Below are 25,275 nucleotides of genomic sequence, written 5' to 3' on the forward strand. Positions count from 1 at the left end.
CAATGCCCAGCCATTCCTCCCGATACAACCGACATAACGGCCAAAGATGCGTACCAGTCAGTATCTGCTTTCCACGCTCAAAGAAACCCCCGCCGACGCGGTGGTAATCAGCCATCAACTGCTGCTTCGCGCCGGCATGATCCGTCGCCTGGCCTCGGGTCTCTACACCTGGCTGCCAATGGGCCTGCGGGTACTGCGCAAGGTCGAGACCATCGTCCGCGAGGAAATGAACGCTGCCGGCGCCCTGGAAGTGCTGATGCCGGCGGTGCAGCCGGCCGAGCTGTGGCAGGAGTCGGGGCGCTGGGAGCAATACGGCCCTGAGCTGCTGCGCCTGAAGGACCGCCACGAGCGCGAATTCTGCGTAGGCCCGACCCACGAAGAAGTGATCACCGACCTCGCGCGCAACGAGCTGAACAGCTACAAGCAACTGCCGATCAACTTCTATCAGATCCAGACCAAGTTCCGCGATGAGATCCGCCCGCGCTTCGGCCTGATGCGCGGACGCGAATTCATCATGAAGGACGCCTATTCCTTCCACCTGAGCCAGGACTCGCTGCAGCAGACCTACGACGGGATGTACCAGGCGTACAGCAAGATCTTCTCCCGCCTCGGCCTGGATTTCCGTCCCGTGCAAGCCGACAACGGCTCCATCGGCGGCAGCGGCTCCCATGAGTTCCACGTGCTGGCCAACTCCGGCGAGGACGATATCGTCTTCAGCGACAGCTCCGACTACGCCGCGAACATCGAGAAGGCCGAAGCCGTGCCGCGCGAGAGCGCCCGCGGCAGCGCCACCGAGGACATGCGCCTGGTCGACACGCCCAACACCAAGACCATCGCGGCCCTGGTGGACGGCTTCCAGCTACCGATCGAGAAAACCATCAAGACCCTGGTGGTGCATGGCGCCGAAGAAGGCACCCTGGTCGCCCTGATCGTCCGCGGTGATCACGAGCTCAACGAAATCAAGGCCGCCAACCAGCCGCTGGTCGCCAGCCCGCTGGTATTCGCTTCGGAGGCCGAGATCCGTGCCGCCATCGGTGCCGGCCCCGGCTCGCTGGGCCCGGTCAACCTGCCGATCGCCTGCATCGTCGACCGCTCCGTCGCCCTGATGAGCGATTTCGCCGCTGGCGCCAACATCGAGGACAAGCACTACTTCGGCGTGAACTGGGAGCGCGACCTGCCGCTGCCCGAGGTCGCCGACCTGCGCAATGTCGTCGAAGGCGACCCCAGCCCGGACGGCAAGGGCACCCTGGTGATCAAGCGCGGCATCGAGGTCGGTCATATCTTCCAGCTTGGCACCAAGTACAGCGAAGCGATGAAGCTGAGCGTCCTGAGCGAACAGGGCAAGCCGGTCAACCTGATCATGGGCTGCTACGGCATCGGCGTATCCCGCGTGGTCGCCGCCGCCATCGAGCAGAACCATGACGAGCGCGGCATTCTCTGGCCAAGCGCATTGGCGCCGTTCCAGATCGCCCTGGTACCGCTGAAGTACGAAACCGAGAGCGTCAAGCAGGCGACCGACAAGCTCTATGCCGAGCTGACCGCAGCCGGTTTCGAAGTGCTGCTGGACGATCGCGACAAGAAGACCAGCCCCGGGGTGAAGTTCGCCGACATGGAGCTGATCGGCATTCCCCACCGCATCGTGATCAGCGACCGCGGCCTCAGCGAAGGCGTCCTGGAATACAAGGGCCGCCGCGACAGCGAGTCGCAGAACCTGCCGATCGGCGAACTGATGTCGTTCATCACCGAAAAACTCAGCCGCTGAGCGTAACGATGCCCACCGGAAGACCCCTGCGCCTATTCGCCGCCGCCCTGTGCGGCGGCCTTCTGCTGAGCGGCTGCGCCAACCAGTTGCCGCAGCGTAGCGAGCATGAGGAGCGCGTCGAGCGGAAGCTGCTCGAACACACCCTGCAAGTCGATGTCGGCCAGCCCGATGTGCTCGAACTGCCGCAGCGCCGGGTCCGGATCAACGACCAGAAGTCCTTCGAGGTCACCGAGTTCGAGGTGACGCGCCGTTACGACCGCTATACGCCGTACCAGGCCTGGCGGGAGATCTACGAGATCCCGTTGGGCGCGGTGGCGCTGGTGGCCGGCGTCGGAGCGAACATCGTCAACGTGGTGACCTTCGGCAGCGTACCGGACAACATCACCCACGGCTGGATCAACTACGGACTGGCCGGGGTGAATCCGTTCATGAACGTGGAATCCAACGGTCGCGCCGAACAGAATCTCGCGAGCATCGACGAGAAACAGCGCGACAAGCGCCTGGAATACTCCAGCCTGCCCTGGGCGGAGCGTCCGGTCCTGGTCAGTTCCGGCAAGGAACTCAACGAACTGCTTACCGACCGTCATGGCGTGCTGCGCCTCAACCTGCTCGACAGCCCCTTCGCCGAACAGGACATCAGCCGCATCTCGCAGATACACCTTTCGGTGAGCGACCCACAGGATGGTACCCGCGCCGATGCCAGCCTCCGCGTCAGCCGCAGCCTGCGCGGCAAGCTCCTGGAAGCTCACGCCCTGATCTATGACGACCTGGAAGGCGATGACGTCCACCACTGGGTCCATCGGGTGAAACGCCTCGCGGAGCTGGGCCTGGAAGAAGAAGCCAGCGAACTGGAACAGAGCCTGATCGAGCTCACGCGCAACGACCCCGAACTGCAGCAGCAGTTCATGCATGCCCTGCTCCGGGATGCCGGTCGCCTGGCCGCGGACCCTGGCGAGACGCCCTGACGGCGAACTCGCCTCGTCAGCGACGGACGACGAAGCCAGCGATCCCCTGCAGCGGCATTTGCTCGACCTCGACCGCAGAGACCTCCGCGTGCCGCGGGCCCCGCCCCAGCCATCGCTCCAGGGCTTTCGCCCGGTCCTCCTCACCCTCCCAGACGACTTCGACACGCCCGTCATCCAGGTTTCGCACCCAACCGTCGAGTTCGAGGCGATCAGCCTCTTCCCGGGTCGCCTGACGGAAACCGACGCCCTGTACCCGGCCGCCGACATAGGCATGCAAGCAGATCCTCGCCATCAGCGTCCCTCCCGCAAAGCCTCGAGCTGTTTCAATATGCCATCGGCCGTCTGCTCGCCCAGCAGACGCTGACGCATTTCCCCCCGAGCATCGACGATATAGGTGACGGGCAACGCTTCGCTGCGAGGGAGCTTGAAGCGAGGCGCCGGATCATCGGCCAGCACGGTGAAGCGAATCCCCATGCCATCGGCCGACTTCTTCAACTCGGCATCGCGCAGGCCATCGAAATTCACGCCAATGACGCGCCCGCCCTGCCCTTCCAGCACCTGCGCAAGGCGATTCATCTCCGGAATCTCGGTCCGGCAGGGCGCGCACCAGTCAGCCCAGTAATTGACCACCAGCCAATGCCCGTCCAACTGCTCCGCAGCGACAGGACGCCCGTCCTGGTCGACTCCGTAATCCGCCGAACAGCCCGCGAGAAACAACACCGCAGCAGCGCCCAGCGGGCGTAGCCAACTCCCCATGTCAGGAACCTCTCGAGTCAGGAAAACTTCGGCCGGACCAGGGCAACCCGGCGCGGCACTATGGCGAGACCTTACTGGAAGCCATCCACCTCTGCAAAACCGAGTGGAGACGAATATGGGAAGAAGAAGCCCCGATACTTCCTACAAGGCACAAAGTGCGAGAAGAGTCACGACGATCGCCGTCGAACCGCACAGTTTGACGCAAAGGACCACCCCTATAATCCGCGTGCCACACACGACACGACGACTCAACCGGCCGTATGCCCAGGCATCGGCAGGATCGACTTGGGGAGAAGTCGAGAGCGACGAGTCCGAAGCCCTTTTAAACGGACACACTGCTGCTTATGAAAGACCATCTGATCGGAAGCGTCCCCGCACACCTGGTGGATGCCGCACGCCCGACCCTGACAGCCCACGAGGGCCTGGTCGCGGACTACAACATTGCCGCCTGGCTACATCTTCCGGATGCCTGCGACCTGCTGGTGTCACTGGTGGTCAGCTATCTGGATGGCGGGCGCCAGCGCGAAGTGGCGGTGGATCACGGACGAATCGACCGCCAGCAACGCATCCTGCTTTCCGGCATTGCCCGCCTGCCCGTACGGCAGAAAGTGGAAAACATGCAGGTACGCCTGAAGTCGGCGACGGCCTTTTCCCGACTGGTCGTGGAGGAGTTCTTCGTACAAGCGGTGGAGCAGGAAAACAGGTCCCAGCAGGTGTCCGAAGCTTGAGCCGGATCGCTCAGCCCTGGCGCACCTGATCGAGCAGGGGTTCGTCCCGCGCTTTCTCAGGCGACGGTTCGCTGACGCTGCGCGCCGGCACCAGCGACTCCGGCCAACTGCTGAACTGCAGCCCGGTAATCCGGTTCAAACGCTCAAGCGCTGCCTGCTCATCCTTGTGATGCAAATGGACGACCTTGTTCGACATTGGGAGCATGAACGGGAACCTCGGCGGAACTACGGAGTGAAACGACTGTCACACGAGGGTTTGCCAGAAGCGTGCCAACAGCGCTTTCCCTGCGCTTGCTGGGGTTCCTCCGGCAGCATGCAGCGCCTCATGCACATCGTTCGCCGCAAACTGACACTTTACGTCACCTTCGCTCCCGAGGTTCCGTCCGCCAGCCAGTGGGCCAGGCTTTCTCCGAACAGCGCCTCCTGCTCCACCTGCAAGCGCTCCATGGCCTGCTGGAACGGCGGATACCACGCCTCGTCCAGACTCGCAGGCATGCGCTCTCGGCTAGGCATGGGCCAGGGGCAGCGATTCAGCAAGCGATGCAGACTGTAGGCGCCAAGATCCCGGCACAGCACCCACTCGCCTCCGCCGGCGCGACAGACGAACTGCTCCTTCTCGAGAAAGTCCAGCAGTTCCTCCCACTCATCCTCGGGCAACAGCCAACCCGCACGATGCAAGTGGGTCAGGCGCAGCGACTGTCCAAGCTGCTGGCGCTGGAGGAACACCCTCAGCACGCCGAGCAGGACGATCAGCTTGGGCAGCGAGCGCCGCCGCCAGAGACGGGAAGAAGAGAGATTGCAGACCAGCACCGCGCCGAACAGAACGATCATCCAGGAAAGATAGATCCACAGCAGGAAGATAGGCACGGTGGCGAAGGCACCGTAGATCAACTGGTAGCCGGGAAACAGGCTTACGTACAGCCCGAACAGGGTTTTCGCGGCTTCGAACAGTACCGCGGTGAACACGCCGCCCATCAGGGCATGGCGCACCGGGACCCGGGCGTTCGGGACCGCCGAATAGAGCAGGGTGAAGGCCGCCACGCTGAACGCCAGCGGCATCAGCCCCAGCAGCGTCTCCGCGCCCGGCAACGCGTCCGGGCCATGGAGCAGCGACAGCGAAGTGATGTAGGTGGTCACGGCGAAGCCGGCCCCCAGCAACAATGGGCCCAGGCTGAGGATCGCCCAGTAGAGGAGGAACCGCCCGACACCGCGGCGTGGCTGGCGAACCCGCCAGATCTCGTTGAAGGCTTTCTCGATGGTCACCAGCATGGTGAAGGCGGTGACTGCCAGAAAGACCACCCCGACCCAGGTCAGGTGCCGGGCCTGGGTGGTGAAACTCTTCAGGTAGGTTTCCACCGCTTCTCCAGCGGAAGGCACGAAATTGCGAAAGATGAAAGTCTGGATCGACTCGCCCATGCCATGGAATGCCGGAATCAGCGAAAGCATGGAAAACATCACCGTCATCATCGGCACTACCGCGAACAACGTGGTGTAGGTCAGCGCCGCCGCGCTGTTGGGAGCCTTGTCGGTGACGAAGCGATGAGCGAGGAAGCGAGCGAACTCGACCCCATCGTTGAAATGTTCGCGCATGCCCTCTCCTTGAAGTCGCGCCGGTTCTTCGCCTCTCGGGGCGGTACTTCGCGCCGACGGGTTCAGTCCTGGTCGACGAGGCGGTTAGAATAGCCGTCACTTCACCGGCCATGCGACCCCTGACATGAGCGAACTGATCCTGTTGCACAATCCGCGCTGCTCGAAATCCCGCGCAGCGCTCGAACTGCTCGAAGCCCGCGGCCTGCAACCGCAGGTGGTGCGCTATCTGGAAACCCCGCCGAGCGCCGCCGAGCTGAAAGCGATCCTGGCCAAGCTCGGCATTCCCGCCCGCCAGTTGCTGCGGACCGGGGAGGACGAATACAAGGCCCTCGGCCTGGATGAGCCCAGTCTTGGCGAAGAGGCCATCATCGAGGCAATGGCCAGGCATCCGAAGCTGATCGAGCGCCCGGTGCTGGTCGCGGGTGACAAGGCGGTGGTTGGCCGGCCTCCGGAAAGAGTCCTGGAGATCCTCGCTTGAGCAGTCCCTACATCCTGGTGCTGTACTACAGTCGCCATGGCGCTACCGCGGAAATGGCCCGGCAGATCGCCCGTGGCGTCGAACAGGGCGGCTTCGAGGCGCGTGTACGCACGGTTCCCGCGGTATCCACCGAATGCGAAGCGGTCGCCCCCGACATCCCCGCGGAGGGGGCGCTGTACGCAACCCTGGAGGACCTGAAGAACTGCGCGGGCCTGGCCCTCGGCAGCCCGACCCGCTTCGGCAACATGGCTTCCCCGCTGAAATACTTCCTCGACGGTACCAGCAGCCTGTGGCTGACCGGCAGCCTGGTCGGCAAGCCGGCAGCGGTCTTCACCTCCACCGCCAGCCTGCACGGCGGCCAGGAGACCACTCAGTTATCGATGCTGTTGCCATTGCTGCACCACGGCATGCTGGTCCTGGGCATTCCCTACAGCGAACCCGCCCTGCTGGAAACCCGCGGCGGCGGCACGCCTTACGGCGCCAGCCACTTCGCCGGCGCCGATGGCAAGCGCAGCCTCGATGAGCACGAACTGACCCTGTGTCGCGCGCTGGGCAAACGCCTGGCGGAAACCGCCGGCAAGCTGGGGAGTTGAAATGGCCCGCAAGAACAAACCGCTGCCCGAAGTAGCGTGGCTGCAGCCGCGCCTGGCGCTCAGCCGCGCCATCAGCCTGGGAAGCTTCGTCGGCCTGGTCCTGCTCATCCTCATTCGCGACCTGATCTACGCGGACGCCCATGGTGCGGCGAGCTGGGTGCCCTGGCTGGTCCTCGCCTTCAAGCTGCTGCCGCTGCTGGTGGTGGCCCCCGGACTGCTCATGGGCAGCGCGCGCGGGCATGCCTGGGCCTGCTACGTGGTCAACCTGTATTTCATCCTCGGCGTACTCGCCGCCTTCGATCCCACGCAGCGCCTGTTCGGCTGGGCCGAAGTGCTACTCAGCGTGACCTTGTTCTGCGCCGCGCTGCTCTATACGCGCTGGCGATTCCAGTACGACCGAAGGGTCGCCGGGGAACGCTGATGGTAAGGCAGGAGCCCCCTCCTGCCCTGCCGACCGCCGGGAAGCCTGCGGACAGCGCTCCAGTATTGCCGGCGCATGGATGGAGAGACGGATAGAAGGCGGTCACTTCCTGCCGCAAGCGAAACCCAAGGACTGCGGCACGGCCATGCGGGAGTTCGCCGACGGACTGTCGACGCTTACCAGCCGAGGGTTTCCTTGAGGAAAGGAATGGTCAGCTTGCGCTGAGCCTGGAGCGAAGCGCGATCCAGTTGCTCCAGCAGATCGAACAGAGAGTTCATGCTGCGCGAACCGCGGTTGAGGATGAAACGACCGACTTCATCGGTCAGATGCAGGCCACGACGGGATGCCCGCAGTTGCAGGGCACGAAGCTTGTCCTCGTCGGAAAGACCGTGCAACTGGAAGATCAGCGCCATGGTGAGGCGGGACTTCAGGTCCGGCAGCTTGACCTGCAGCTCCCGGGGCGACTTCGATGCCGCCAGCAGCAGGCGCCGACCGGTATCACGCAGTCGATTGAACAGGTGGAACAGCCCCTCTTCCCATTCTCGCTTGCCAACCAGCACATCCAGGTCGTCGATGCAGACCAGCTCGCACTGCTCGAGATCGTCGAAGATTTCCGGGCCGTACTGCACCAGATCGGCCATCGGCAGGTAGATGGTTCGCTCTTCGAACTGCTCGAAACGCAAGCAGGCCGCCTGCAACAGGTGGCTGCGGCCGACGCCGTCGTGTCCCCAGAGGTAGATGAGGCTTTCCGCCCAGCCAGCCTCGGCTTCGCACAAACGCTCGACATATCCCAGTGCCGCGGCATTGGCACCGGGATAGTAGTTGGCGAAGGTGGCGTCGTCGCGCAGACGCACACTGAGGGGAAGCTGAATAGGTTTCATGCCAGGCTGGGCGGACAATCCGAAAACGCCGCAGGAGTCACCGTAAAGGCTGCAAAGTTTATACGCCTCGGCAAGGCCGCACAATGAGCAACTAGGCAAGCAAAATCAAAGGTTTGCCGATAGCCGAGGCTCCTTGCCCAGAGCATCGGCCGGTCGCGCGCCGGCCCGCTCCGTTGCATAGAAGCGGATCGGCGCGCCGACTCACTGCCAGCGGAAATTCAGTTGGGTCGACGACGGCACCGCCGCGCTGGGCGCTGCGGGCTGGCCGGAGGCATCCAGCGGTACGCTGTCGGCCGGGATTTCCTGCAACTGCGCCAGGCCCAGTTGGGCACGCAATTGCTCGGGACTGGCCTTCACGGAATAGTCGAGGCGATCGCCCCGCACGCCTACCAGACGCGCGCCGAACGGATCGAGCAGGCGTTGCAACTCGGCATAGCGTGCCAGTGTCGCGCCCTGGACCTGGAGGGTCAGGCCGGTCGCCGCTTCCGGCGTGGCAACGAAACGAGTGGACAGGCGGTTGCCGACGGCCAGCATCACGCTGTCTGCCAACGCGTCGGGCGTAGCGCCTTCAGCCTGGCCTTGCTCTCGCGAATCGCCCATCCACAGCCGCCATTGCGCCTGCCATTTGCCGTCCGCCTCCTTGGCGTCCACTGCCAGCAAGGCATCGGCGGCATAACGCTCGGAGGCTGCGCGCAGGGCATCGGGTTGGGCGGCGGTGAGGTTTTCCGGGGTACCGACGATCTGTTCGTCGAGATCCGCCAGAGGCAGGCGCAACGGCAAGCCGCGGTTCTGCGCCGCACGCTTGAGCGGTTCGGCCGAGGCCTGGTTGTCACCGACCAGGGAGCTGCCATCGGCGCTTTCGTTCAGCCACCAGGCCAGCACCGCCGGCCGGTTGGCGCCCCAGCTCGGCAGGCCGGCGGCCCGCAGCGCATTACCGGTGGCGGTCGGATCGAAATCGACCACCAGCGCCAGCGGCGGACCATTTTCGAAGGCGTACTGGCTGATCAGTTGCTGCGGATCCTTCAGGTACCCCGCCAATGCCGGGTTCTGCGGCGCCTGCGGATTGCCGGTCAGGCGCACCAGCAGGGTCTGCAGGGCTCGCACCAGTCCGGCATCGCGCTCCCCGGGCTGCTGCGACGAAACCGGCTCGTGGACCTGGTAGAGATTGGGGACCGTTGCCGCGAAGACGGGCAAGCCTAGCAGGGAAAAACAGAGAACGAAGAGTCGGGCTATGCGCATGGAGGGCTCTCGACGAACGGATGGGAACGGCGGCGACGAGCTGTGAAGGCCGCGCAAGTGGACCTATACCTTAAACAGCAGTCCGTCCAGCGGCAACCGAGATGGCCGCTGCGTGGCAAGCCTGATAAAATCGCGCGCCTTCAAAACCGGCAAACAGCGTTGCACGCCTGGGCGGCCGGCCGATCTCCGAATTACCCCTATAGGCCTGGATTTATGAGCAGCAAGCAACCCTCGTTGAGCTACAAGGACGCTGGTGTGGACATCGACGCCGGCGAAGCCCTGGTGGAACGCATCAAAGGCGTGGCCAAGCGCACCGCACGCCCGGAAGTGATGGGCGGCCTCGGCGGCTTCGGCGCCCTCTGCGAAATCCCGGCCGGCTACAAGCAGCCGGTGCTGGTATCCGGCACCGACGGGGTGGGCACCAAGCTGCGCCTGGCGCTCAACCTGAACAAGCACGACAGCATCGGCCAGGACCTGGTGGCGATGTGCGTCAACGACCTGGTGGTCTGCGGCGCCGAGCCGCTGTTCTTTCTCGACTACTACGCCACCGGCAAGCTCAACGTCGACGTCGCCGCCACCGTAGTCACCGGCATCGGTGCCGGTTGCGAACTGGCGGGCTGTTCCCTGGTCGGCGGCGAGACCGCCGAAATGCCCGGCATGTACGAAGGCGAAGACTATGACCTGGCCGGCTTCTGCGTCGGCGTCGTGGAAAAGGCCGAGATCATCGACGGCTCCAGGGTCCAGGCCGGCGACGCGCTTATCGCCCTGCCCTCCTCCGGCCCGCACTCCAACGGCTACTCCCTGATCCGCAAGATCATCGAGGTTTCCGGCGCCGACATCGCGCAGGTCCAACTCGACGGCAAGCCGCTGGCCGACCTGCTGATGGCGCCGACCCGCATCTACGTCAAGCCGCTGCTGCAACTGATCAAGCAGACCGGCGCGGTCAAGGCCATGGCTCACATTACCGGCGGCGGCCTGCTGGACAACATCCCGCGCGTCCTGCCGGACAACGCCCAGGCCGTGATCGATGTCGCCAGCTGGAACCGTCCGGCGGTATTCGACTGGCTGCAGGAACAGGGCAACGTCGACGAGACCGAGATGCATCGCGTACTCAACTGCGGCGTCGGCATGGTCATCTGCGTGGCCCAGAGCGACGCCGAGAAAGCCCTGGAAGTCCTGCGTGCCGCCGGCGAGCAACCCTGGCAGATCGGTCGCATCGAAACCTGCGGCGCGGACGCCGAGCGCGTGGTCCTGAACAATCTGAAAAACCACTGATGCCGAAACTCTGCAATGTCGTGGTGCTGATTTCCGGCTCCGGCAGCAACCTGCAGGCGCTGATCGACAGCCTCCGGGACGGCGCCACGCCGGCCCGGATCCGCGCGGTGATCTCCAACCGCGCGGACGCCTATGGCCTGGAACGCGCACGCCAGGCCGGCATCCAGACCGAGGTGCTCGATCACAAGGCCTATGCCGATCGCGAAAGCTTCGACGAGGCCCTGGCACAACGGATCGATGCCCATGAACCGCACCTGGTGATCCTTGCCGGGTTCATGCGCATCCTCAGCGCCGATTTCGTTCGCCATTACCAGGGGCGTCTGCTGAATATCCATCCCTCGTTGCTGCCGCGCCACAAAGGGCTGCATACCCATCAACGCGCCCTCGAAGCCGGCGACCGCGAGCACGGTTGCAGCGTGCACTTCGTGACGGAGGAACTCGATGGGGGGCCACTGGTCGTACAGGCAGTAATCCCGGTAGAGTCGCAAGATACGCCGGAACGCCTGGCCAGACGGGTTCACGAGGAAGAACACCGGATCTACCCGCTGGCCATGCGCTGGTTCGCCGAGGGCCGCTTGCGCCTGGGCGAACAGGGCGCCCTGCTGGATGGCCAGGCCCTGCCTGCCACCGGCCATCAGATTCGCACCAAGGAGATTCGCAATGCGTAAAGCCATGCTGTTCCTGCTGACGCTGCTGACCCTGCCGGCCTATGCCTTCGAGCTGAAGCCGTTCACCGCCAGCTATACCGCCGACTGGAAACAGATGCCCATCAGCGGCAATGCCTCCCGCAGCCTGAAGGCTCTCGGCGACGGCCGCTGGCAACTGGACTTCGAGGCCTCCATGCTGCTGGCCAGTCTCAACGAAGTCAGCACCTTCAAGGTCGAGAACGACACCTTCCTGCCGCAGACCTACCGCTTCGCCCGCCAGGGTCTGGGCAAAGGTAAGCAGATCGAGCTGGACTTCGACTGGTCGCAGAAGCAGGTGCTCGGCAGCGACCGCGGCGATGCGGTGCGGCAACCCCTGAATCGCGGTCAACTGGACAAGTCCACCTATCAACTGGTCCTGCAGCATGACGTTGCCGACGGCAAGAAGAGCATGAGCTACCAGATCATCGAGGGCGAGGATGTCGATACCTACGACTTCCGGGTTCTCGGCGAGGAAAAGGTACGCACCCAGGCCGGCCTGATCAACGCGATCAAGGTCGAGCGCGTGCGTGATCCGGGCAAGAGCAACCGCAAGACCATCCTCTGGTTCGCCAAGGACTGGGACTACCTGCTGGTCCGCCTGTACCAGATGGAAACCGACGGCAAGGAATACCAGATCATGCTCAAGGAAGGCACCATCGACGGCAAGACCGTCACTGGCGAAAAGAGCTGATCCCCCCTCCCACGAAAAGCCGGGCCATTGCCCGGTTTTTTATTGCCCGCGGATCAGCCGCAGGCCTGGTGCTCGCGGCAGATCAGTTCGGCATCGGCATCGCTCAACGGCTCCCCGGTTAGACCGCAGAAGGGCGAACCCGCACGCCGTTGATGGAACCGGCAGGACCGACAAAGGCCGAAACCAGGCACATCCTCCTGACGCTGGATGACGACCAGAAGATCACGCAACAAGCCTTGCAAGTGTTCGCCCTTCTCGCCCAGTGCCGTGACGGCCTGCTCGAGGAACTGCGGCGGAATCACCGCCTCGATCAGCGCGCGCCCCGCATCGGTCAGCCGCAGATGAACGCTGCGCCGATCCCGCGCATCCGGCAGCTTGCTGATCAGCCCCCGCCCTTCCAGCACCTTGAGCGATTGCGACACTGTGCCCTTGGTCAAGCCGAGGTATTCGGTCACGCCCAGCGGAGTATCCGAATAGCGATTACAACGCGCCAGGTAATGCAAGGCGCTCAACTGCACCGGCTGCAGCTCAGCCACCAGCGGCTGCTCGCGGGACCAGGCACGCATCAGGCTGGTCAGCCTTTCCAGATAATCGTAAAGGGCGATGGCGGACATGGGATACCTCCTTGCCAATATAGTATCGACTAAAAACATGTTTGACAAAGAGGTCGCGCCTTGTTTAGGCTGAAAACGTATCGTATCGATACTAACTTCCCACAGGAGAATCAGCATGACCAAAGCCATCTACTACCACGCCGGCTGCGCAATCTGTGTCGAAGCCGAACGTTCCTTGCTGCCATTGCTCGATCGCAAGCAGGTGGACATCGAAGTGGTCCATCTCGCCGAACAATCGGCACGCATCGCCGAGGCGGAAAAGGCCGGGGTCAAGTCGGTTCCTGCCCTGGTTGTCGACGGACAGGTACTGCACCTTAACTTCGGTGCGGCGCTCAGCGATCTGAAATAAGGAGAACGGCCATGGAGGTGAAGATTTTCGACACCCATGTGCGAACCCGCGACGGCCGCTACCTGCACTTCGATGTCCTGGTCACGGAGGAGCTGGGGGCTCGCGCCGGCGAGTTCGCTCGACGCTGGCTCGCCGGAAGAGGCATAGACGAGGCCGATATCAGCCAGGGGCATTGCAGCTACTGCCACAGCGAGATTGCGACAGCAGAGGTTGCCGAAGCCATTCGGCTCCATGGCCATTACATCCTTCCCCTGGAAGGCTGTTGAGGCCAATGGACAGCTACCGCCCGATCGCCTGCGATCTCCATGACTACCTGGAGATCGCCTGCCTCTACCGCTACCGGTTGCTCCTCGAACTCGAGGACGGTGTTCGCTTCGAAGCCGAGGCGCGCACGACGCATACCCGGGCCGTTCGGCCAGGCGGCGGCAAGGAGGAATACCTTGAGGTGGCCGTCGAAGGAGCGACTCTGCTGCTGCGCCTGGATCGCCTGTTGGCGATTACCGCCCTCACGGAAGCGGCCTTGTTCGGCCGCATACGCCTGAGGGAAGAGGCCTGTTCCAGAGCATCCGGCATGCCATCTTCACACCTTGGAAACTGAAAAGGTTTTTCTCAATTCCAGGGCTATTTGATTAGCCTGCTATTGAAATAGGCTGGATTTGCCTTGATGCAGATCAACCCTGGAGCAGAAAGATGAGTGTGACAGTGACCGAGCGTGACGATGACCACAAATCCCGCGAGCTGCGTGCGCTTGGCCGCCGCTGCTGGGACGTGCATCAGCAGGGACTGCTGGTTGGCGTCTTCCATAACGAGGATGACGCCCACGCCTATCGGATCAAGCTGGAGAAAGAAGAAGAACTGCGGCAGATAGGTGAATCGGCCTGAACCATGCGCCCCCGCGTACTTCGGGGGCGCACCTTTGATCTCAGGTCCCTGAAAGGCTCCGGTCGAGGCTGACGACTCCCGGCGGCAGGCTATCTTCCTGTACCCGTTGCCGAGGGGTACGCAACATCGCCCGAACCAGAGCCACCAGCACGCCGAACACCAACCCGCCCAGGAGGCCCAAGGCCACCACCAAGGCCTTGCGCGGCTTGATCGGTTTCAGAGGGGTCGAAGCCTTCTGGTCGATCCGCACCAGTTCGATCTTCAGCTCGCTCGCCTTCAGAGTCTTGAGGCGCGCCTGCTCTCCACGCAGCTTGTCGATGTTTTCGAAGAAACGCTCCTCGCCCTTTCGAGCCTGCAGGTATTGCACTTCACGGTTGTTCTCCAGCTGCTTCAGCTCCTGCTGGATCTTCGCCACGCGGGGCTCGGTGAAGTCATCGCCCTTGCGTTTGAGCAAGGTATCGCGCTCGGCGGTCAAGGCATCGACACCCATGAAATACAGGGGTATCTGCTGGTTATTCACCTCGGTGCGGAAAACGCTGCGCGAGCCATCCTGCCCGACCTCTCCCAGTGCGCCCGGGGTCGTCGGCTTGACGATCCCCAGCCGGGTGGCGATCTGGATAGCCTCGTTGAGCTGCTGGATACGCGAATCGCGCACCATCTTCAGCCGCCCGCGCAACGCCTTGAGCTCATCCTCCAGGCCGGCCCGCCGGATGCTGTCCGCTTCCAGCAACCGGGCGATCTTGCCCTCCTTGGTAGCCTGGTAACTGGCACGCTTGCCTTCGATATCCTGCTCGAGGAATTGCAGGCGACCGTCGATACGCGCCTGGAGGTCGTCCAGGATTCGCTGACGCTCGTTCTCGATGGTCGACGCGAGCATGCCGTTGAGAATGGCGGCACCATCCATGCCCTGGGGATACTGCATGGACAAGCGGAAGAAAGGCGCCGCCTGGGGGTCCTTCTTCAAGTCCGCCTGCTGCATGCTGAAGGCATCCTGGTTGAACTTCCAGAAAGCCTGCTCGGGGGACAAGCCCTCGGCGTTCAATTGCTGGAATAGCTCTGGATGGGCTTCGAAATACTCCAGCCTGCCGGAGTAGGCTGCCAGCTCGTTGCCGACGCGATCCAGCGCTTCCCGCGGAGTCAGGGCATACAGCCCGTTGACATTGACAGCCTCCAGGGCCTTGGTCTGGATTGGCCGCAACAGGACATCCACCTGGTAGGTTGGAACAGCCAACAGCGCGTAGGCGAGCGCAGCGGCGGTCGCCAAGGCCGCGATCAGCGCTATCAGCCATTTCGACGCCCACAATTGCTGGAACAGCTGAACGAGATCGATCTCCGAGGGCGAAGCCCCCGGAAGCTGTGAGGAAGGCATACCAACGTCCTTTTCGATAGGCGGCTAGCCCACAGATGCACGCAAAGGCAACCGTAGGATATTTCTGAGGAAAGGCATTATGCTATCGAAACGAAATCATCGGTAGTTATTTTAGAACTGCTTCGCATTCCAGAATTGGTAGTTGACCGGCATCCGTACCGGTCAAGCGACACTCCGGATGCGGGCCTCACCACATGAGATCGTCGGGCACCACATAGTCCTTGTAGGGATCGTCTTCGTCCGGCTCCTGGCTCTGTACGTTGAGCAGCACCACCCGCCGCGGATCGCGCTCCTGGATCTTCACCGCCGCATCCCGGGGCACGATCTCGTAGCGTCCGTCATAGCTGACGATAGCCAGGCTGCCTCGGCTCAGCTTGTCGCGGATCAGGTCGTTGACCGCGATCCGCTTGACCTTCTTGGCGTCGACGAAATTGTAGTAGTCGTCGCTTTCCAGCTTGGGCAGGCGCGTCCCTTCGATAAGTTGCTTGATCTGCGCGGCCTTGGCCTTCTTCTCGGCTTTTTCCTGCTGCTGGCGGTTCAACTCCTGGTCGCGCGCCAGCTTTTCCGCCTTGGCCTGCTCCGCCGCCTGGCGCTGGGAGTCGTCCTTGTCGACCTGGTTCTTGTGCTCCAGGCGCTGCTGTTTCTGTTTCTGCTTGGTGGCCTGCTTGGCCTGTTTCTCATTGACCAGCCCGGCTTTCAGCAACTGGTCACGCAATGACATGCTCATTCGTCAACGACTCGCTCGCGTGGCACGCCCGGTGGGGTGCGGCATAATCTTCCAGCCGACTGGGGTTCAGCCGGCCCTCGCAGGGGGTATAATCCTCCAGCCTCAGCCGCCTCAACGCAAGTCTCGGCGGCTCGCAAACTGCCACGCATGCCCTGGAGACCCCTCCCTACCGTCCCGAGCACCCGCAGGCACTCCTCCCGGCCCCTGATATCGAAGGCATGGAAAGCAAGGCATGAGCGTTTCTCTCCTGGTAAAAGTCACTCTGGTGGGCCTGTTCGTCGCCAGCGTCCTGTTCGTCCATTTCCGTGGGCGCGCGCGCTTGCCCTTCCTGCGCCAACTGGTCAACCACTCCGCCTGGTTCGCCCCCTACAACTCGCTGATGTACCTGTTCTCCAGCGTTCCCTCGAAGCCCTATCTGGATCGCAGCCGTTTTCCGGAGCTGGACGAACTGAAGAACAATTGGCAAACCATCCGCGAAGAAGCCCTCAACCTGTTCGACGAGGGTTATATCCGGGCTGCCCTGAACAATAACGAAGCCGGCTTCGGCTCGTTCTTCAAGAAAGGCTGGAAGCGCTTCTACCTGACCTGGTACGACGGCCCGCTGCCCTCCGCCCAGCAGCTCTGCCCGAAGACCGTAGAGCTGGTGAGCCGCATCCCCAACGTCAAGGGCGCGATGTTCACCCTGCTTCCCGGCGGCAGCCACCTGAATCCGCACCGCGACCCCTTCGGCGGCTCGCTGCGCTATCACCTCGGCCTGTCCACGCCGAATTCGGACAACTGCCGCATCTACGTCGACGGCCAGCCCTACGCGTGGCGTGATGGCGAAGACGTGATGTTCGACGAAACCTTCGTCCACTGGGTGAAGAACGAGACCGAGCAGACCCGGGTGATTCTCTTCTGCGATATCGAGCGGCCGCTCCGCTCCCGCCTGCTGACCCGCCTCAATCGCTGGATCAGCGGCATTCTCGGGCGTGCGACCGCACCGCAGAACGTCGAAGGCGAACGCGTCGGCAGCATCAACCAGGCCTACTCGGTCGCCATTCGCGGCGGCAATGCCATCGGCGCCCAGGTGAAGCGCTTCAAACGCGCCTACCCGAAGGCCTACCGAATCCTCCGCCCGGTGCTGGCGGTGATCCTGCTGGTCATCCTCTATCGTTGGATCTTCGGCTGATTCAGATGCCGTGGCAGCCCGGCTGCCACGGTAATTTTCCCATTAACAGCCGGGCGCGCTCCTCTCCGCTTTCTTAGCCTCGCCCCAGAGGCTGTCCAGTTCCTCCAGCGAACACTCTTCGGCTTTCCGGCCGGCTTCGCGCAGGTTCCGCTCGATGAACCGGAATCGCCGCTCGAACTTGCCGTTGGCCTGGCGCAGAGCAGCCTCCGGATCGACCTTGAGATGCCGGGCCAGGTTGACCACGACGAACAGCAGGTCGCCAACCTCCTCGCCCACGGCACCCTCGTCACCCTCTGCCATCGCCTCGAGGACTTCGTCCAGCTCCTCGCGAACCTTGTCCACCACCGGCAGCGCTTCCGGCCAGTCGAAGCCGACCTGCGCCGCGCGCTTCTGCAGCTTCGCCGCCCGTGACAACGCCGGCAGGGCGACAGGAACGTCATCCAGCAGCGACAACTGCTGCGGCTCCTTGGCCTTGGCGGCACGCTCCTCGGCCTTCAGTTCTTCCCAGCGCTGCTTGACCGCCGCTTCGGCCAGCTTCGCCGCATCGGGCTTGCCATAGAGATCGCCATCGAGGAATACGTGGGGATGTCGACGGATCAGCTTGCGGGTGATGCCGTCCACCACCTCGTCGAAAGCGAAGCGATCCTCTTCGCGAGCCAACTGGCTGTAATAGACCACCTGGAACAGCAGGTCGCCCAGTTCCTCGCGCAATTGCGGGAAATCCCCCTGCTCTATGGCGTCCGCTACTTCGTAGGCTTCTTCCAGGGTGTGCGGGACGATGGTCGCGTAGCTCTGCTGGAGATCCCAGGGGCAGCCGAATTCGGGATCGCGCAGGCGCGCCATGAGGTGGAGCAGGTCGTCGAGTCGGTACATGGGTATCTCGGGTCTTCAGTGAACGGTCCGGGCATTCTGCCCTTTCCGGAAACGAAAAGGCCACGGGCAGCCTGCGAGCGCCCGTGGCCTGTTTCCGCCTCGCCTCAAGGCGTACGGTTGCGCCGCGCCTCGATGATGTTGGGCAGTTGCGAGACGCGCGCCAGCAGGCGTCCAAGAGCGTCCAGACCGGGAATCTCGATGGTCAGTTGCATGGTCGCGGTGTTGTCTTCCTTGTTCGAACGGGTATTCACCGCCAGAACGTTGATCCGCTCGTTGAGCAGCACCTGGGACACGTCGCGCAACAGGCCGGAACGATCATAGGCACGGATCGCGATATCCACCGGATAGGTGCGAACCGGCTCCGGCCCCCAGCTGACCTGGATCATCCGCTCCGGTTCGCGTCCCGCCAGTTGCAGCGCGGTGGCGCAATCCTGGCGGTGGATGGTGACCCCACGGCCCAGCGTGATGTAGCCGACGATGGGATCTCCCGGCAGCGGCTGGCAGCAGCCGGCCATCTGCGTCAGGAGGTTGCCGACACCCTGGATCTGCACGTCGCCGCGCTTGCCGTGGCCGATCTTGCTCGGCTTGCGCGGGATCAGTTCGAGTTGCTCGCTGTCGCGGTCCGGCTCGACCAGTTGCTGGGCATAGTTGACCAGGTGCGCCAAGCGCAGGTCGCCGGCGCCGAGAGCGGCGAACATATCCTCGGCGGTACGCACGTTGGCCTTCTCCGCCAGCCGGTCGAAATCCACCGGCGGCAGCGCCAGGCGCGACAGCTCGCGTTCGATCAGGGCCTTGCCGGCAGCGACGTTCTGGTCCCGCGCCTGCAGCTTGAACCAGTGGACGATCTTCGCCCGCGCCCGGGAGGTGGTGACGTAGCCCAGGTTGCTGTTCAGCCAGTCGCGGCTCGGACCGCTGTGCTTGCCGGTTATGATCTCGACCTGCTCGCCGGTCTGCAGGCTGTAGTTCAGCGGCACGATGCGTCCGTTGATCTTCGCCCCGCGGCAGTTGTGCCCGACTTCAGTGTGGACCCGATAGGCGAAATCCAGCGGGGTCGCGCCCTTGGGCAGGTCGATGGCATGGCCGTCGGGAGTGAAGACGTAGACCCTGTCCGGCTCGATATCGACCCGCAGTTGCTCCGCCAGGCCACCGATGTCGCCCAGTTCCTCGTGCCATTCGAGCACCTGGCGCAGCCAGGAGATCTTTTCCTCGTAATGGTTGGAGCTGGCCTTGACGTCGGTCCCCTTGTAGCGCCAGTGCGCGCAGACTCCGAGCTCCGCCTCTTCGTGCATGGAGTGGGTACGGATCTGTACTTCCAGCACCTTCCCCTCGGGGCCGATCACTGCGGTATGCAGCGAGCGATAGCCGTTTTCCTTGGGGTTGGCGATGTAGTCGTCGAACTCCTTGGGAATGTGCCGCCAGAGGGTATGCACGATGCCCAGCGCGGTGTAGCAGTCGCGCATCTCCGGAACGAGCACGCGCACGGCGCGAACGTCGTAGATCTGGCTGAAGTCCAGGCCCTTGCGCTGCATCTTGCGCCAGATCGAATAGATGTGTTTCGCCCGTCCGCTGAGATCGGCCTGTACGCCGGTGGCCGCGAGAGCTTCCTTCAACTGGCTCATCACGTTGGCGATGTACTGCTCACGATCCAGCCGGCGCTCGTGCAGCAGCTTGGCGATCTGCTTGTACTGGTCGGGCTCGAGGTAACGGAAGGACAGGTCCTCCAGCTCCCACTTGATATGCCCGATGCCCAGGCGGTGGGCCAGCGGCGCGTAGATATCGAAGACTTCCCGGGCGACGCGGTGGCGCTTTTCCTCGTCGGCGTTCTTCACCGCGCGAATGGCGCAGGTGCGCTCGGCCAGCTTGATCAGGGCGACGCGAACGTCGTCGACCATCGCCACCAGCATCTTGCGCAGGTTCTCCACCTGCGCCTGGGTACCCAGCACCATGGAATGGCGCGGATTGAGGCTGGCGCTGATCGCGGCCATGCGCAGCACGCCCTCGATCAGCTTGGCCACCACCGGCCCGAAATGCTTGTTGACCGCTTCCAGGGTGATCTTGCCTTCCCGCACGCCTCGATAGATGACCGCGGCGACCAGGGACTCCTGATCCAGCTTGAGATCCGCGAGGATCTCGGCGATTTCCAGTCCGGTCTGGAAGCTGGACGTGCCTTCCGCCCAGGAGTTCTGTGCGGCGATCGCTCGCTGCTCGGATTCGCGAGCGAACTCGCAAGCCTCCAGCAAGCCCTGACGATCGAGCCCGGGGACGAGGTTCTGGACGTGGTCCAGCCAGGCCTCGAGGTTGATACTGCCGTCGGTGTTGACCGGCTGGTGCGCTCTCACCTGTACCATCTTGCCTACCCTTTACCACGGTGCGCGTAGCCCACCGATGACTGCGCCAGCCTTCGAACGGGCTGGTCGGATTACGCAGGCATCCTAGCCTGCCTCGAACAAAGCCATGGCCTCGACATGTGCGGTCTGCGGAAACATATCGAGGATTCCGGCGCGCTTCAGACGATAGCCCTGCCTGGCCATTTCGCCAGCATCGCGCGCCAGGGTCGCCGGATTGCAGGATACATAGACTACCCTCCGGGCACCCAGAGAACTCATTTCGCGTACCGCCTCGAACGCGCCGTCGCGCGGCGGATCGAGCAGCACAGCGGTAAAACCTTGCTCCGCCCAGGGCGCTTCGGCAAGCGCTTTGGACAGGTCGGCCTGGAAAAAGTGCGCGTTGCCAAGGCCATTGGCCAGCGCGTTGGCGCCTGCCCGCTCGACCATCGCCGCCACGCCCTCCACCCCGACTACCCGCGCCACCCGGCGCGCCAGCGGCAGGGAGAAATTGCCCAGCCCGCAGAACAGGTCGAGGACCCGCTCGTCGGCGGTCGGCGCCAGCCAGTCAAGGGCCTGGCGGATCATCGACTCGTTCACCGGCGCATTGACCTGGACGAAGTCTCCGGGTCGGTATGCCAGAGTCAGTTGCCAGTCACCCAAGGAGTAGCCCAGTTCGGCGGCCGGCTCCACCGGCAAGGGCTGTTCCGCACCTTGCAGCCAGAGCTGGGCCTGGTGTGCGGAGCAGAAAGCGGCCAGGCGCTGGCGATCCTCGTCGACCAGGGCAGTCGTATGCCGCAACAGCAATGCACTGGCCGTGCCATGGAAGAGCTCCACGTGGCCGATGCTTTCCGGCTTGCGGAAGTCCTGCAGAAGAGCAGGCAGGGCACGGGCAATCGTTTGCAAAGGCGGCACCAGGACCAGGCACTCATCGAAGGCGACGATCTCCTGGCTGGCCGAGGCACGGAAGCCGACATCCAGACGCCGCGCCCTGGCATCCCAGCGCACGGCGATCCGAGCGCGGCGCCGATAGCCGAATTCGGGCCCGACCAGAGGGGCGGCCCATTCTTCCGGCTCGATCCCGGCGAAACGCTGCAACTGCTCCTGCAAGGTACGCTGCTTCAGGGCCAACTGCTCGCCGTGTTCCAGGTGCTGCAGGGTGCAGCCGCCGCAGCGACCCGCTACAGTGCAGGGCTCGCGGCGACGCAGGTCGCTACTGCTGAACAGGCGCTCGCTGCGCGCGTCGACCACCTTGCTTCGTGCGCCCAGCACCCGGGCCTCAAGTTCCTCGCCAGGCAGCCCTCCGCTGACGAACCAGGTCATCCCCGCCTCGTGGGCGATACCTCGGCCGTCATGGGCCAGGCGCTCGATGGTCAGGCGCTGCTTCTTGCCTACCGGTATCGCGGGACCGCGCGCACCACCGCTGGGCTGGAAGCGCAGCCCGCCCTTATTTCTGGCCATGGACATGCTCAGCGCGGGTCATAGACGCCGGAAGACAGGTAGCGGTCGCCGCGGTCGCAGATGATCGCCACCAGCACGGCATTCTCCAGTTCGCGGGACAGGCGCAGCATCGCCGCCACCGCCCCACCGGAGGACACGCCGCAGAAGATGCCTTCCTCGCGGGCCAGCCGGCGCATGATGTCCTCGGCTTCGTCCTGGTGCATGTCGACGACCCGGTCGACGCGACTGGCGTCATAGATCTTCGGCAGGTATTCCTGCGGCCAGCGTCGGATTCCCGGGATGGCCGAGCCCTCCATGGGTTGCAGGCCGACGATCTGCACCGCCGGGTTCTGCTCCTTGAGGTAGCGCGAGACGCCCATGATGGTCCCGGTGGTGCCCATGGAGCTGACGAAATGGGTGATGCTGCCGCCGGTCTGCTGCCAGATTTCCGGGCCGGTGCTGTGGTAATGGGCTTCCGGGTTGTCGCCATTGGCGAACTGGTCGAGGACCTTGCCGCGGCCTTCGCGCTGCAGCTTGTCGGCCAGATCGCGCGCGCCCTCCATGCCCTCTTCCTTGCTGACCAGAATGAGCTCGGCGCCATAGGCGGTCATCGCCGCCTTGCGTTCGGCCGTGGAGTTGTCCGGCATGATCAGGATCATCTTGTAACCCTTGATCGCCGCCGCCATGGCCAGGGCGATGCCGGTGTTGCCGGAAGTAGCCTCGATCAGCGTATCGCCGGGGCGGATGTCGCCGCGCAGTTCGGCACGGGTGATCATCGACAGGGCCGGGCGGTCCTTCACCGATCCCGCCGGGTTGTTGCCTTCGAGCTTCACCAGCAGGGTATTGGAGGTTTCCCCGGGAAGGCGCTGCAGACGCACCAGAGGGGTATTGCCAACGCAGTCGGCGATAGTCGGGTACTGCACGGTCATGGAGGCACTCGTTCGGCACTGACGGTAAAGGCTGAGCATGATACCGGGAAACTGGGGCCGGACCCTAGCACCGCAATATCCGGTCATGCATGCCGATTCAGCCGAAAGACCGCCCGAAACGGCATGCGATGCGATGACCAGAGGCGTCCGAAGAGAAAACCTGGCGTTGGACAGCCGATGCCTGACCAACGCCAAAGAAAGGTCCGACAGGCGTTGCGCCTGCCGGTGAAAGCGCGTTGGCCGCGGCGATCAGAACGAGGTGGTCATCGAAACGTAGTAGGCGCGACCCGGCTCGTTGTAGGTTGCCGCGCCGGCGTCGAAGGAGTTGCCCTGGCGGTACAGGCGCTTGTCGAAGAGGTTGCTTACCCCGCCCCGTACGCTCAGGTTCTCGCTGAAGGTGTAGCCGGCGCTGACGCCCCAGATGCCATAGGTACCCACCTCTTTTCGCGAGACCACCGGCGTGTTGCGGCTGGTGCCATGCTTCGGCGGCTCCTGGCGGCCGTAGATGGTGCTGGTCAGTTGGGTGGAAAGACGCTCGCTGGCCTGCCAGTCCAGGGTCGAGTTCAGGGTGTACTCGGGGATCACCGAAAGCGGGTTGCCGGTGTCCTTGTCCTTGGATTGCAGCATATAGGTCAGGTTGGTGCTCCAGCTCAGGTCCTCGTGCAGGGGGACCAGCAGGTTGCCTTCCAGGCCCTCGACCACTGCTTTCTTCGCGTTGCTCCATTGCAGGATGTTGTTGCCGGTCCCGGTCTGTCCCATGACATCCAGCGGCGCGACGATCTTGTTCTTGTAGTCGTTGCGGAAGTAGGTGAGCCCGGCGACCCAGCCATCGCGCCGGAACTCGATGCCCAGTTCCTTGTTTACGCTGGTCTCGGCGTCCAGGTTCTCGTTGCCGACCAGGTAGCAGCCGCCGCTGCTAGTCTGGATCGGGCAACCGTTGCCACGGGTATAGAGCAGGTAGTTCGGGTTGCTCTGGTACAGGTTGGGCGCCTTGAAGGCCCGTGCGATACCGGCCTTGACCGTGAAGTATTCGCCGAGCGTTTGGGAAGCGTTCAGGCTCGGGCTCCAGTTCAGGCCGAAGTCGCTGTGATCGTCCAGGCGCAGCCCGGGGGTGAGCATGGTGCCGGGGCGCAGTTCGATATTGTCTTCCACGTACAGCGCGCGGATCTCCGCCTTGCTTTTCGGGCTTCGCGAGCCGGCCGCGGGGGTCCCCGGCAAGCTATCGCTTCCCACGAAGCCCTGCTTGAGCGAGGACGGGTCGTTGAGGGTTTCCTTGTTCCACTCCGCGCCCACCGTCAGCACCTGCTCGAACAACGCATGCAACGGAAGGTTGAGTTCGCCGCTGAGGCGATAGCTCTCCAGCTTGCTGGTGCTGAACGAACGGTCGGCGCCGATCTGCCCCTCGACGGAACCGGCCAGCCCCTCCTCCAGACGGTTGTTGCGGGTGGAGTCGTACTGGGCGACGAACCTGGAAGTACCGAACGACCAGGTCCCGTTGTGGGTGATGGCGTAGTTCTCGCGATACATGCGGTTGGTCTCCGCACCGTCGTCGGCGAGTCCCTGGGTATTGGCGGTGCCGTTGTTGTTCTGGGTATCGCCGGCATAGATGTTGCCCTGTCGGCTGAAGCCCGCTTCGAAATCGACGACCTGGTCGGGGGTCACCTGCCACGACAGCATCCCGCTGAGATCGCGATTGCGTACCCCTTCGCGTCCGGCCACGGTACGGCTCGGGTTGACGGTATGTCCGAGGTTGATGTCGGTATCGTCCGAATCGGTCTTGTTCGCGCTGCCGTACGCGCGGAAGCTCAAGGCTTCGGTCAGCGGCCCGCTAAGGCTGAAGTTGGCGCGGCGCGTGGCGCCATCCTTGGAGCTTTCCGGAATGTTGGTGAACACCGTCATGGAACCACGCAAACGATCGGTCGGGCGCTTGGTGATGATGTTGACTACCCCGCCCGCCGCGCCGGAACCGTAGCGTGCCGCCGCGGGCCCACGGAGGACCTCGATGCGCTCGACCTCCTCCGGCGGCACCCAGTTGCTGTCGCCGCGGGTGTCGCGTTCGCCGCGCCAGCCGTAGCGCACCGAGTTGCGCGAGCTGACCGGTTTGCCGTCGACCAGGATCAGGGTGTTCTCCGGCCCCATGCCGCGGATGTCGATCTGCCGGTTGTTGCCGCGCTGGCCGCTGGAACTGTTGCCGGTGAGGTTGACCCCGGGCATGGTGCGGATGATCTCGGAGAGATCGTTCACCGGCGGGCGCTTCCTGATGTCCTCGGCGGTGATGATGGATACCCCCGGTGCCTGCTTGAGCTCCTGTTCGGCGGTGCCCAGCACCACCTCGTCACCCAGCTGGACCACCGATTCGGCGCGTTCGTCCAGTTCTTCCAGGCGCTCGTCCTCGGCCAGGGCCTGCCCGCCCAGCAGGCTCGATGAAGCGAAAAGGACGGCAGCGGCGAGATGGCCGCGACGGAATTGGGGGTACATGCGTGACTACTCCTGTCGAGGGAAAACGGGTAGCAGGCGAGCCACGAGGGATAC

At 63.8% G+C, this 25,275-nt stretch carries 28 protein-coding genes; 14 read left to right on the top strand and 14 right to left on the bottom strand.

Features of this window, described 5'->3' with window-relative positions:
- Positions 1–46 precede the first annotated feature (46 nt).
- Both ACI766_RS21415 and ACI766_RS21420 read left to right on the top strand, forming a co-directional pair.
- Positions 47–1,762: a proline--tRNA ligase gene (locus tag ACI766_RS21415; RefSeq protein ID WP_003102377.1), complete on the top strand. Its 1,716-nt coding sequence runs from the start codon at positions 47–49 to the stop codon at positions 1,760–1,762.
- Positions 1,763–1,770: 8 nt separating this feature from the next.
- Positions 1,771–2,727 (top strand): hypothetical protein, encoded by a 957-nt coding sequence (locus ACI766_RS21420; RefSeq protein ID WP_003102379.1) that lies wholly within the window; start codon positions 1,771–1,773, stop codon positions 2,725–2,727.
- A 16-nt stretch (positions 2,728–2,743) separates the two neighbouring features.
- On the opposite strand, the gene ACI766_RS21425 is transcribed toward ACI766_RS21420, so the two are convergent.
- Together ACI766_RS21425 and ACI766_RS21430 are read right to left on the bottom strand one after the other, a co-directional pair.
- The gene (locus ACI766_RS21425; RefSeq protein WP_003102385.1) at positions 2,744–3,019 is read right to left on the bottom strand and encodes an acylphosphatase; all 276 of its coding nucleotides are present in this window, start codon (positions 3,017–3,019) and stop codon (positions 2,744–2,746) included.
- On the bottom strand, positions 3,019–3,483 hold the full coding sequence (locus ACI766_RS21430; protein ID WP_003102387.1) for a TlpA disulfide reductase family protein: 465 nt from the start codon (positions 3,481–3,483) through the stop codon (positions 3,019–3,021). The genes ACI766_RS21425 and ACI766_RS21430 overlap by 1 nt, the downstream gene beginning before the upstream one ends.
- Positions 3,484–3,827: 344 nt before the next feature.
- Between ACI766_RS21430 and ACI766_RS21435 the strand changes: the two genes are divergently transcribed.
- The gene (locus ACI766_RS21435; RefSeq protein WP_003109947.1) at positions 3,828–4,211 is read left to right on the top strand and encodes a hypothetical protein; all 384 of its coding nucleotides are present in this window, start codon (positions 3,828–3,830) and stop codon (positions 4,209–4,211) included.
- Positions 4,212–4,221: 10 nt separating this feature from the next.
- Here the strand turns inward: ACI766_RS21435 and ACI766_RS21440 are convergent, their stop codons facing one another.
- Both ACI766_RS21440 and ACI766_RS21445 read right to left on the bottom strand, forming a co-directional pair.
- Positions 4,222–4,407 carry a hypothetical protein gene (locus tag ACI766_RS21440; protein ID WP_003112577.1) on the bottom strand — a complete coding sequence of 62 codons (186 nt, stop codon included), beginning with the start codon at positions 4,405–4,407 and terminating at the stop codon, positions 4,222–4,224.
- 158 nt (positions 4,408–4,565) lie between these two features.
- Positions 4,566–5,801, bottom strand: a complete 1,236-nt coding sequence (locus tag ACI766_RS21445; RefSeq protein ID WP_003112579.1) for a YihY family inner membrane protein — start codon at positions 5,799–5,801, stop codon at positions 4,566–4,568.
- Between the two features lie 124 nt (positions 5,802–5,925).
- Between ACI766_RS21445 and arsC the strand changes: the two genes are divergently transcribed.
- Genes arsC through ACI766_RS21460 form a run of 3 tightly spaced genes read left to right on the top strand, consistent with a single transcriptional unit; the run spans position 5,926 to position 7,293 of the window.
- A complete protein-coding gene (arsC, locus tag ACI766_RS21450; protein ID WP_003112580.1) occupies positions 5,926–6,279 on the top strand; it encodes an arsenate reductase (glutaredoxin) in 354 nt (117 codons plus the stop codon).
- Positions 6,276–6,872 (top strand): NAD(P)H:quinone oxidoreductase, encoded by a 597-nt coding sequence (gene wrbA / locus ACI766_RS21455; protein WP_003115189.1) that lies wholly within the window; start codon positions 6,276–6,278, stop codon positions 6,870–6,872. The genes arsC and wrbA overlap by 4 nt, the downstream gene beginning before the upstream one ends.
- Position 6,873: 1 nt before the next feature.
- Complete coding sequence (locus ACI766_RS21460; protein ID WP_003086072.1) at positions 6,874–7,293, top strand: DUF2069 domain-containing protein; 420 nt, start codon at positions 6,874–6,876, stop codon at positions 7,291–7,293.
- Positions 7,294–7,469: 176 nt separating this feature from the next.
- Here the strand turns inward: ACI766_RS21460 and hda are convergent, their stop codons facing one another.
- Together hda and ACI766_RS21470 are read right to left on the bottom strand one after the other, a co-directional pair.
- A complete protein-coding gene (gene hda, locus ACI766_RS21465) occupies positions 7,470–8,174 on the bottom strand; it encodes a DnaA regulatory inactivator Hda (RefSeq protein WP_003102398.1) in 705 nt (234 codons plus the stop codon).
- 201 nt (positions 8,175–8,375) lie between these two features.
- Positions 8,376–9,413, bottom strand: coding sequence for a DUF2066 domain-containing protein (locus ACI766_RS21470; protein ID WP_003112582.1), 1,038 nt, complete (start codon positions 9,411–9,413; stop codon positions 8,376–8,378).
- A gap of 213 nt (positions 9,414–9,626) precedes the next feature.
- On the opposite strand from ACI766_RS21470, the gene purM reads away from it, so the two are divergent.
- From purM to ACI766_RS21485, 3 genes are read left to right on the top strand one after another with little or no spacing between them, the layout of a single operon-like run.
- Positions 9,627–10,688 (top strand): phosphoribosylformylglycinamidine cyclo-ligase, encoded by a 1,062-nt coding sequence (gene purM, locus ACI766_RS21475; RefSeq protein ID WP_003112583.1) that lies wholly within the window; start codon positions 9,627–9,629, stop codon positions 10,686–10,688.
- Positions 10,688–11,356 (top strand): phosphoribosylglycinamide formyltransferase, encoded by a 669-nt coding sequence (gene purN, locus ACI766_RS21480; RefSeq protein WP_003112584.1) that lies wholly within the window; start codon positions 10,688–10,690, stop codon positions 11,354–11,356. Before purM ends, purN begins: the two co-directional genes overlap by 1 nt.
- Positions 11,349–12,065: a DUF3108 domain-containing protein gene (locus ACI766_RS21485; RefSeq protein WP_003086061.1), complete on the top strand. Its 717-nt coding sequence runs from the start codon at positions 11,349–11,351 to the stop codon at positions 12,063–12,065. The genes purN and ACI766_RS21485 overlap by 8 nt, the downstream gene beginning before the upstream one ends.
- Positions 12,066–12,118: 53 nt before the next feature.
- On the opposite strand, the gene ACI766_RS21490 is transcribed toward ACI766_RS21485, so the two are convergent.
- Positions 12,119–12,679 carry a MarR family winged helix-turn-helix transcriptional regulator gene (locus tag ACI766_RS21490; RefSeq protein WP_003112585.1) on the bottom strand — a complete coding sequence of 187 codons (561 nt, stop codon included), beginning with the start codon at positions 12,677–12,679 and terminating at the stop codon, positions 12,119–12,121.
- A 115-nt stretch (positions 12,680–12,794) separates the two neighbouring features.
- On the opposite strand from ACI766_RS21490, the gene ACI766_RS21495 reads away from it, so the two are divergent.
- The 4 genes from ACI766_RS21495 (at position 12,795) to ACI766_RS21510 (ending at position 13,910) form a co-directional block, all read left to right on the top strand.
- On the top strand, positions 12,795–13,028 hold the full coding sequence (locus ACI766_RS21495; RefSeq protein WP_003086058.1) for a glutaredoxin family protein: 234 nt from the start codon (positions 12,795–12,797) through the stop codon (positions 13,026–13,028).
- 11 nt (positions 13,029–13,039) lie between these two features.
- On the top strand, positions 13,040–13,294 hold the full coding sequence (locus ACI766_RS21500) for a DUF2024 family protein (protein WP_003086057.1): 255 nt from the start codon (positions 13,040–13,042) through the stop codon (positions 13,292–13,294).
- 5 nt (positions 13,295–13,299) lie between these two features.
- The gene (locus tag ACI766_RS21505) at positions 13,300–13,626 is read left to right on the top strand and encodes a Rho-binding antiterminator (RefSeq protein WP_003112586.1); all 327 of its coding nucleotides are present in this window, start codon (positions 13,300–13,302) and stop codon (positions 13,624–13,626) included.
- A gap of 92 nt (positions 13,627–13,718) precedes the next feature.
- Positions 13,719–13,910, top strand: a complete 192-nt coding sequence (locus tag ACI766_RS21510; RefSeq protein ID WP_003112587.1) for a hypothetical protein — start codon at positions 13,719–13,721, stop codon at positions 13,908–13,910.
- A gap of 40 nt (positions 13,911–13,950) precedes the next feature.
- Here ACI766_RS21510 and ACI766_RS21515 read toward each other — a convergent pair whose 3' ends face one another.
- Together ACI766_RS21515 and ACI766_RS21520 are read right to left on the bottom strand one after the other, a co-directional pair.
- Positions 13,951–15,279 (bottom strand): LPS O-antigen chain length determinant protein WzzB, encoded by a 1,329-nt coding sequence (locus ACI766_RS21515; RefSeq protein WP_003112588.1) that lies wholly within the window; start codon positions 15,277–15,279, stop codon positions 13,951–13,953.
- 187 nt (positions 15,280–15,466) lie between these two features.
- Positions 15,467–16,006 (bottom strand): DUF2058 domain-containing protein, encoded by a 540-nt coding sequence (locus tag ACI766_RS21520; RefSeq protein WP_003086049.1) that lies wholly within the window; start codon positions 16,004–16,006, stop codon positions 15,467–15,469.
- Between the two features lie 232 nt (positions 16,007–16,238).
- On the opposite strand from ACI766_RS21520, the gene lpxO2 reads away from it, so the two are divergent.
- Positions 16,239–17,177, top strand: coding sequence for a lipid A hydroxylase LpxO2 (gene lpxO2, locus ACI766_RS21525; protein ID WP_003086047.1), 939 nt, complete (start codon positions 16,239–16,241; stop codon positions 17,175–17,177).
- 42 nt (positions 17,178–17,219) lie between these two features.
- Here lpxO2 and mazG read toward each other — a convergent pair whose 3' ends face one another.
- The 5 genes from mazG to pirA all read right to left on the bottom strand — a co-directional run bounded on the left by mazG (position 17,220) and on the right by pirA (position 25,221).
- Positions 17,220–18,050: a nucleoside triphosphate pyrophosphohydrolase gene (gene mazG / locus ACI766_RS21530; protein WP_003086045.1), complete on the bottom strand. Its 831-nt coding sequence runs from the start codon at positions 18,048–18,050 to the stop codon at positions 17,220–17,222.
- Between the two features lie 104 nt (positions 18,051–18,154).
- Positions 18,155–20,398: a GTP diphosphokinase gene (gene relA, locus ACI766_RS21535; protein ID WP_003086042.1), complete on the bottom strand. Its 2,244-nt coding sequence runs from the start codon at positions 20,396–20,398 to the stop codon at positions 18,155–18,157.
- An 84-nt stretch (positions 20,399–20,482) separates the two neighbouring features.
- A complete protein-coding gene (rlmD, locus tag ACI766_RS21540) occupies positions 20,483–21,835 on the bottom strand; it encodes a 23S rRNA (uracil(1939)-C(5))-methyltransferase RlmD (protein WP_003102417.1) in 1,353 nt (450 codons plus the stop codon).
- 8 nt (positions 21,836–21,843) lie between these two features.
- Positions 21,844–22,743, bottom strand: coding sequence for a cysteine synthase B (cysM, locus tag ACI766_RS21545; RefSeq protein ID WP_003102419.1), 900 nt, complete (start codon positions 22,741–22,743; stop codon positions 21,844–21,846).
- Between the two features lie 249 nt (positions 22,744–22,992).
- Positions 22,993–25,221, bottom strand: coding sequence for a TonB-dependent siderophore receptor PirA (gene pirA, locus ACI766_RS21550; protein WP_412828465.1), 2,229 nt, complete (start codon positions 25,219–25,221; stop codon positions 22,993–22,995).
- Positions 25,222–25,275 lie beyond the last annotated feature (54 nt).

This window comes from Pseudomonas sp. DL (assembly GCF_047199225.1).
GTDB lineage: Bacteria > Pseudomonadota > Gammaproteobacteria > Pseudomonadales > Pseudomonadaceae > Pseudomonas > Pseudomonas aeruginosa.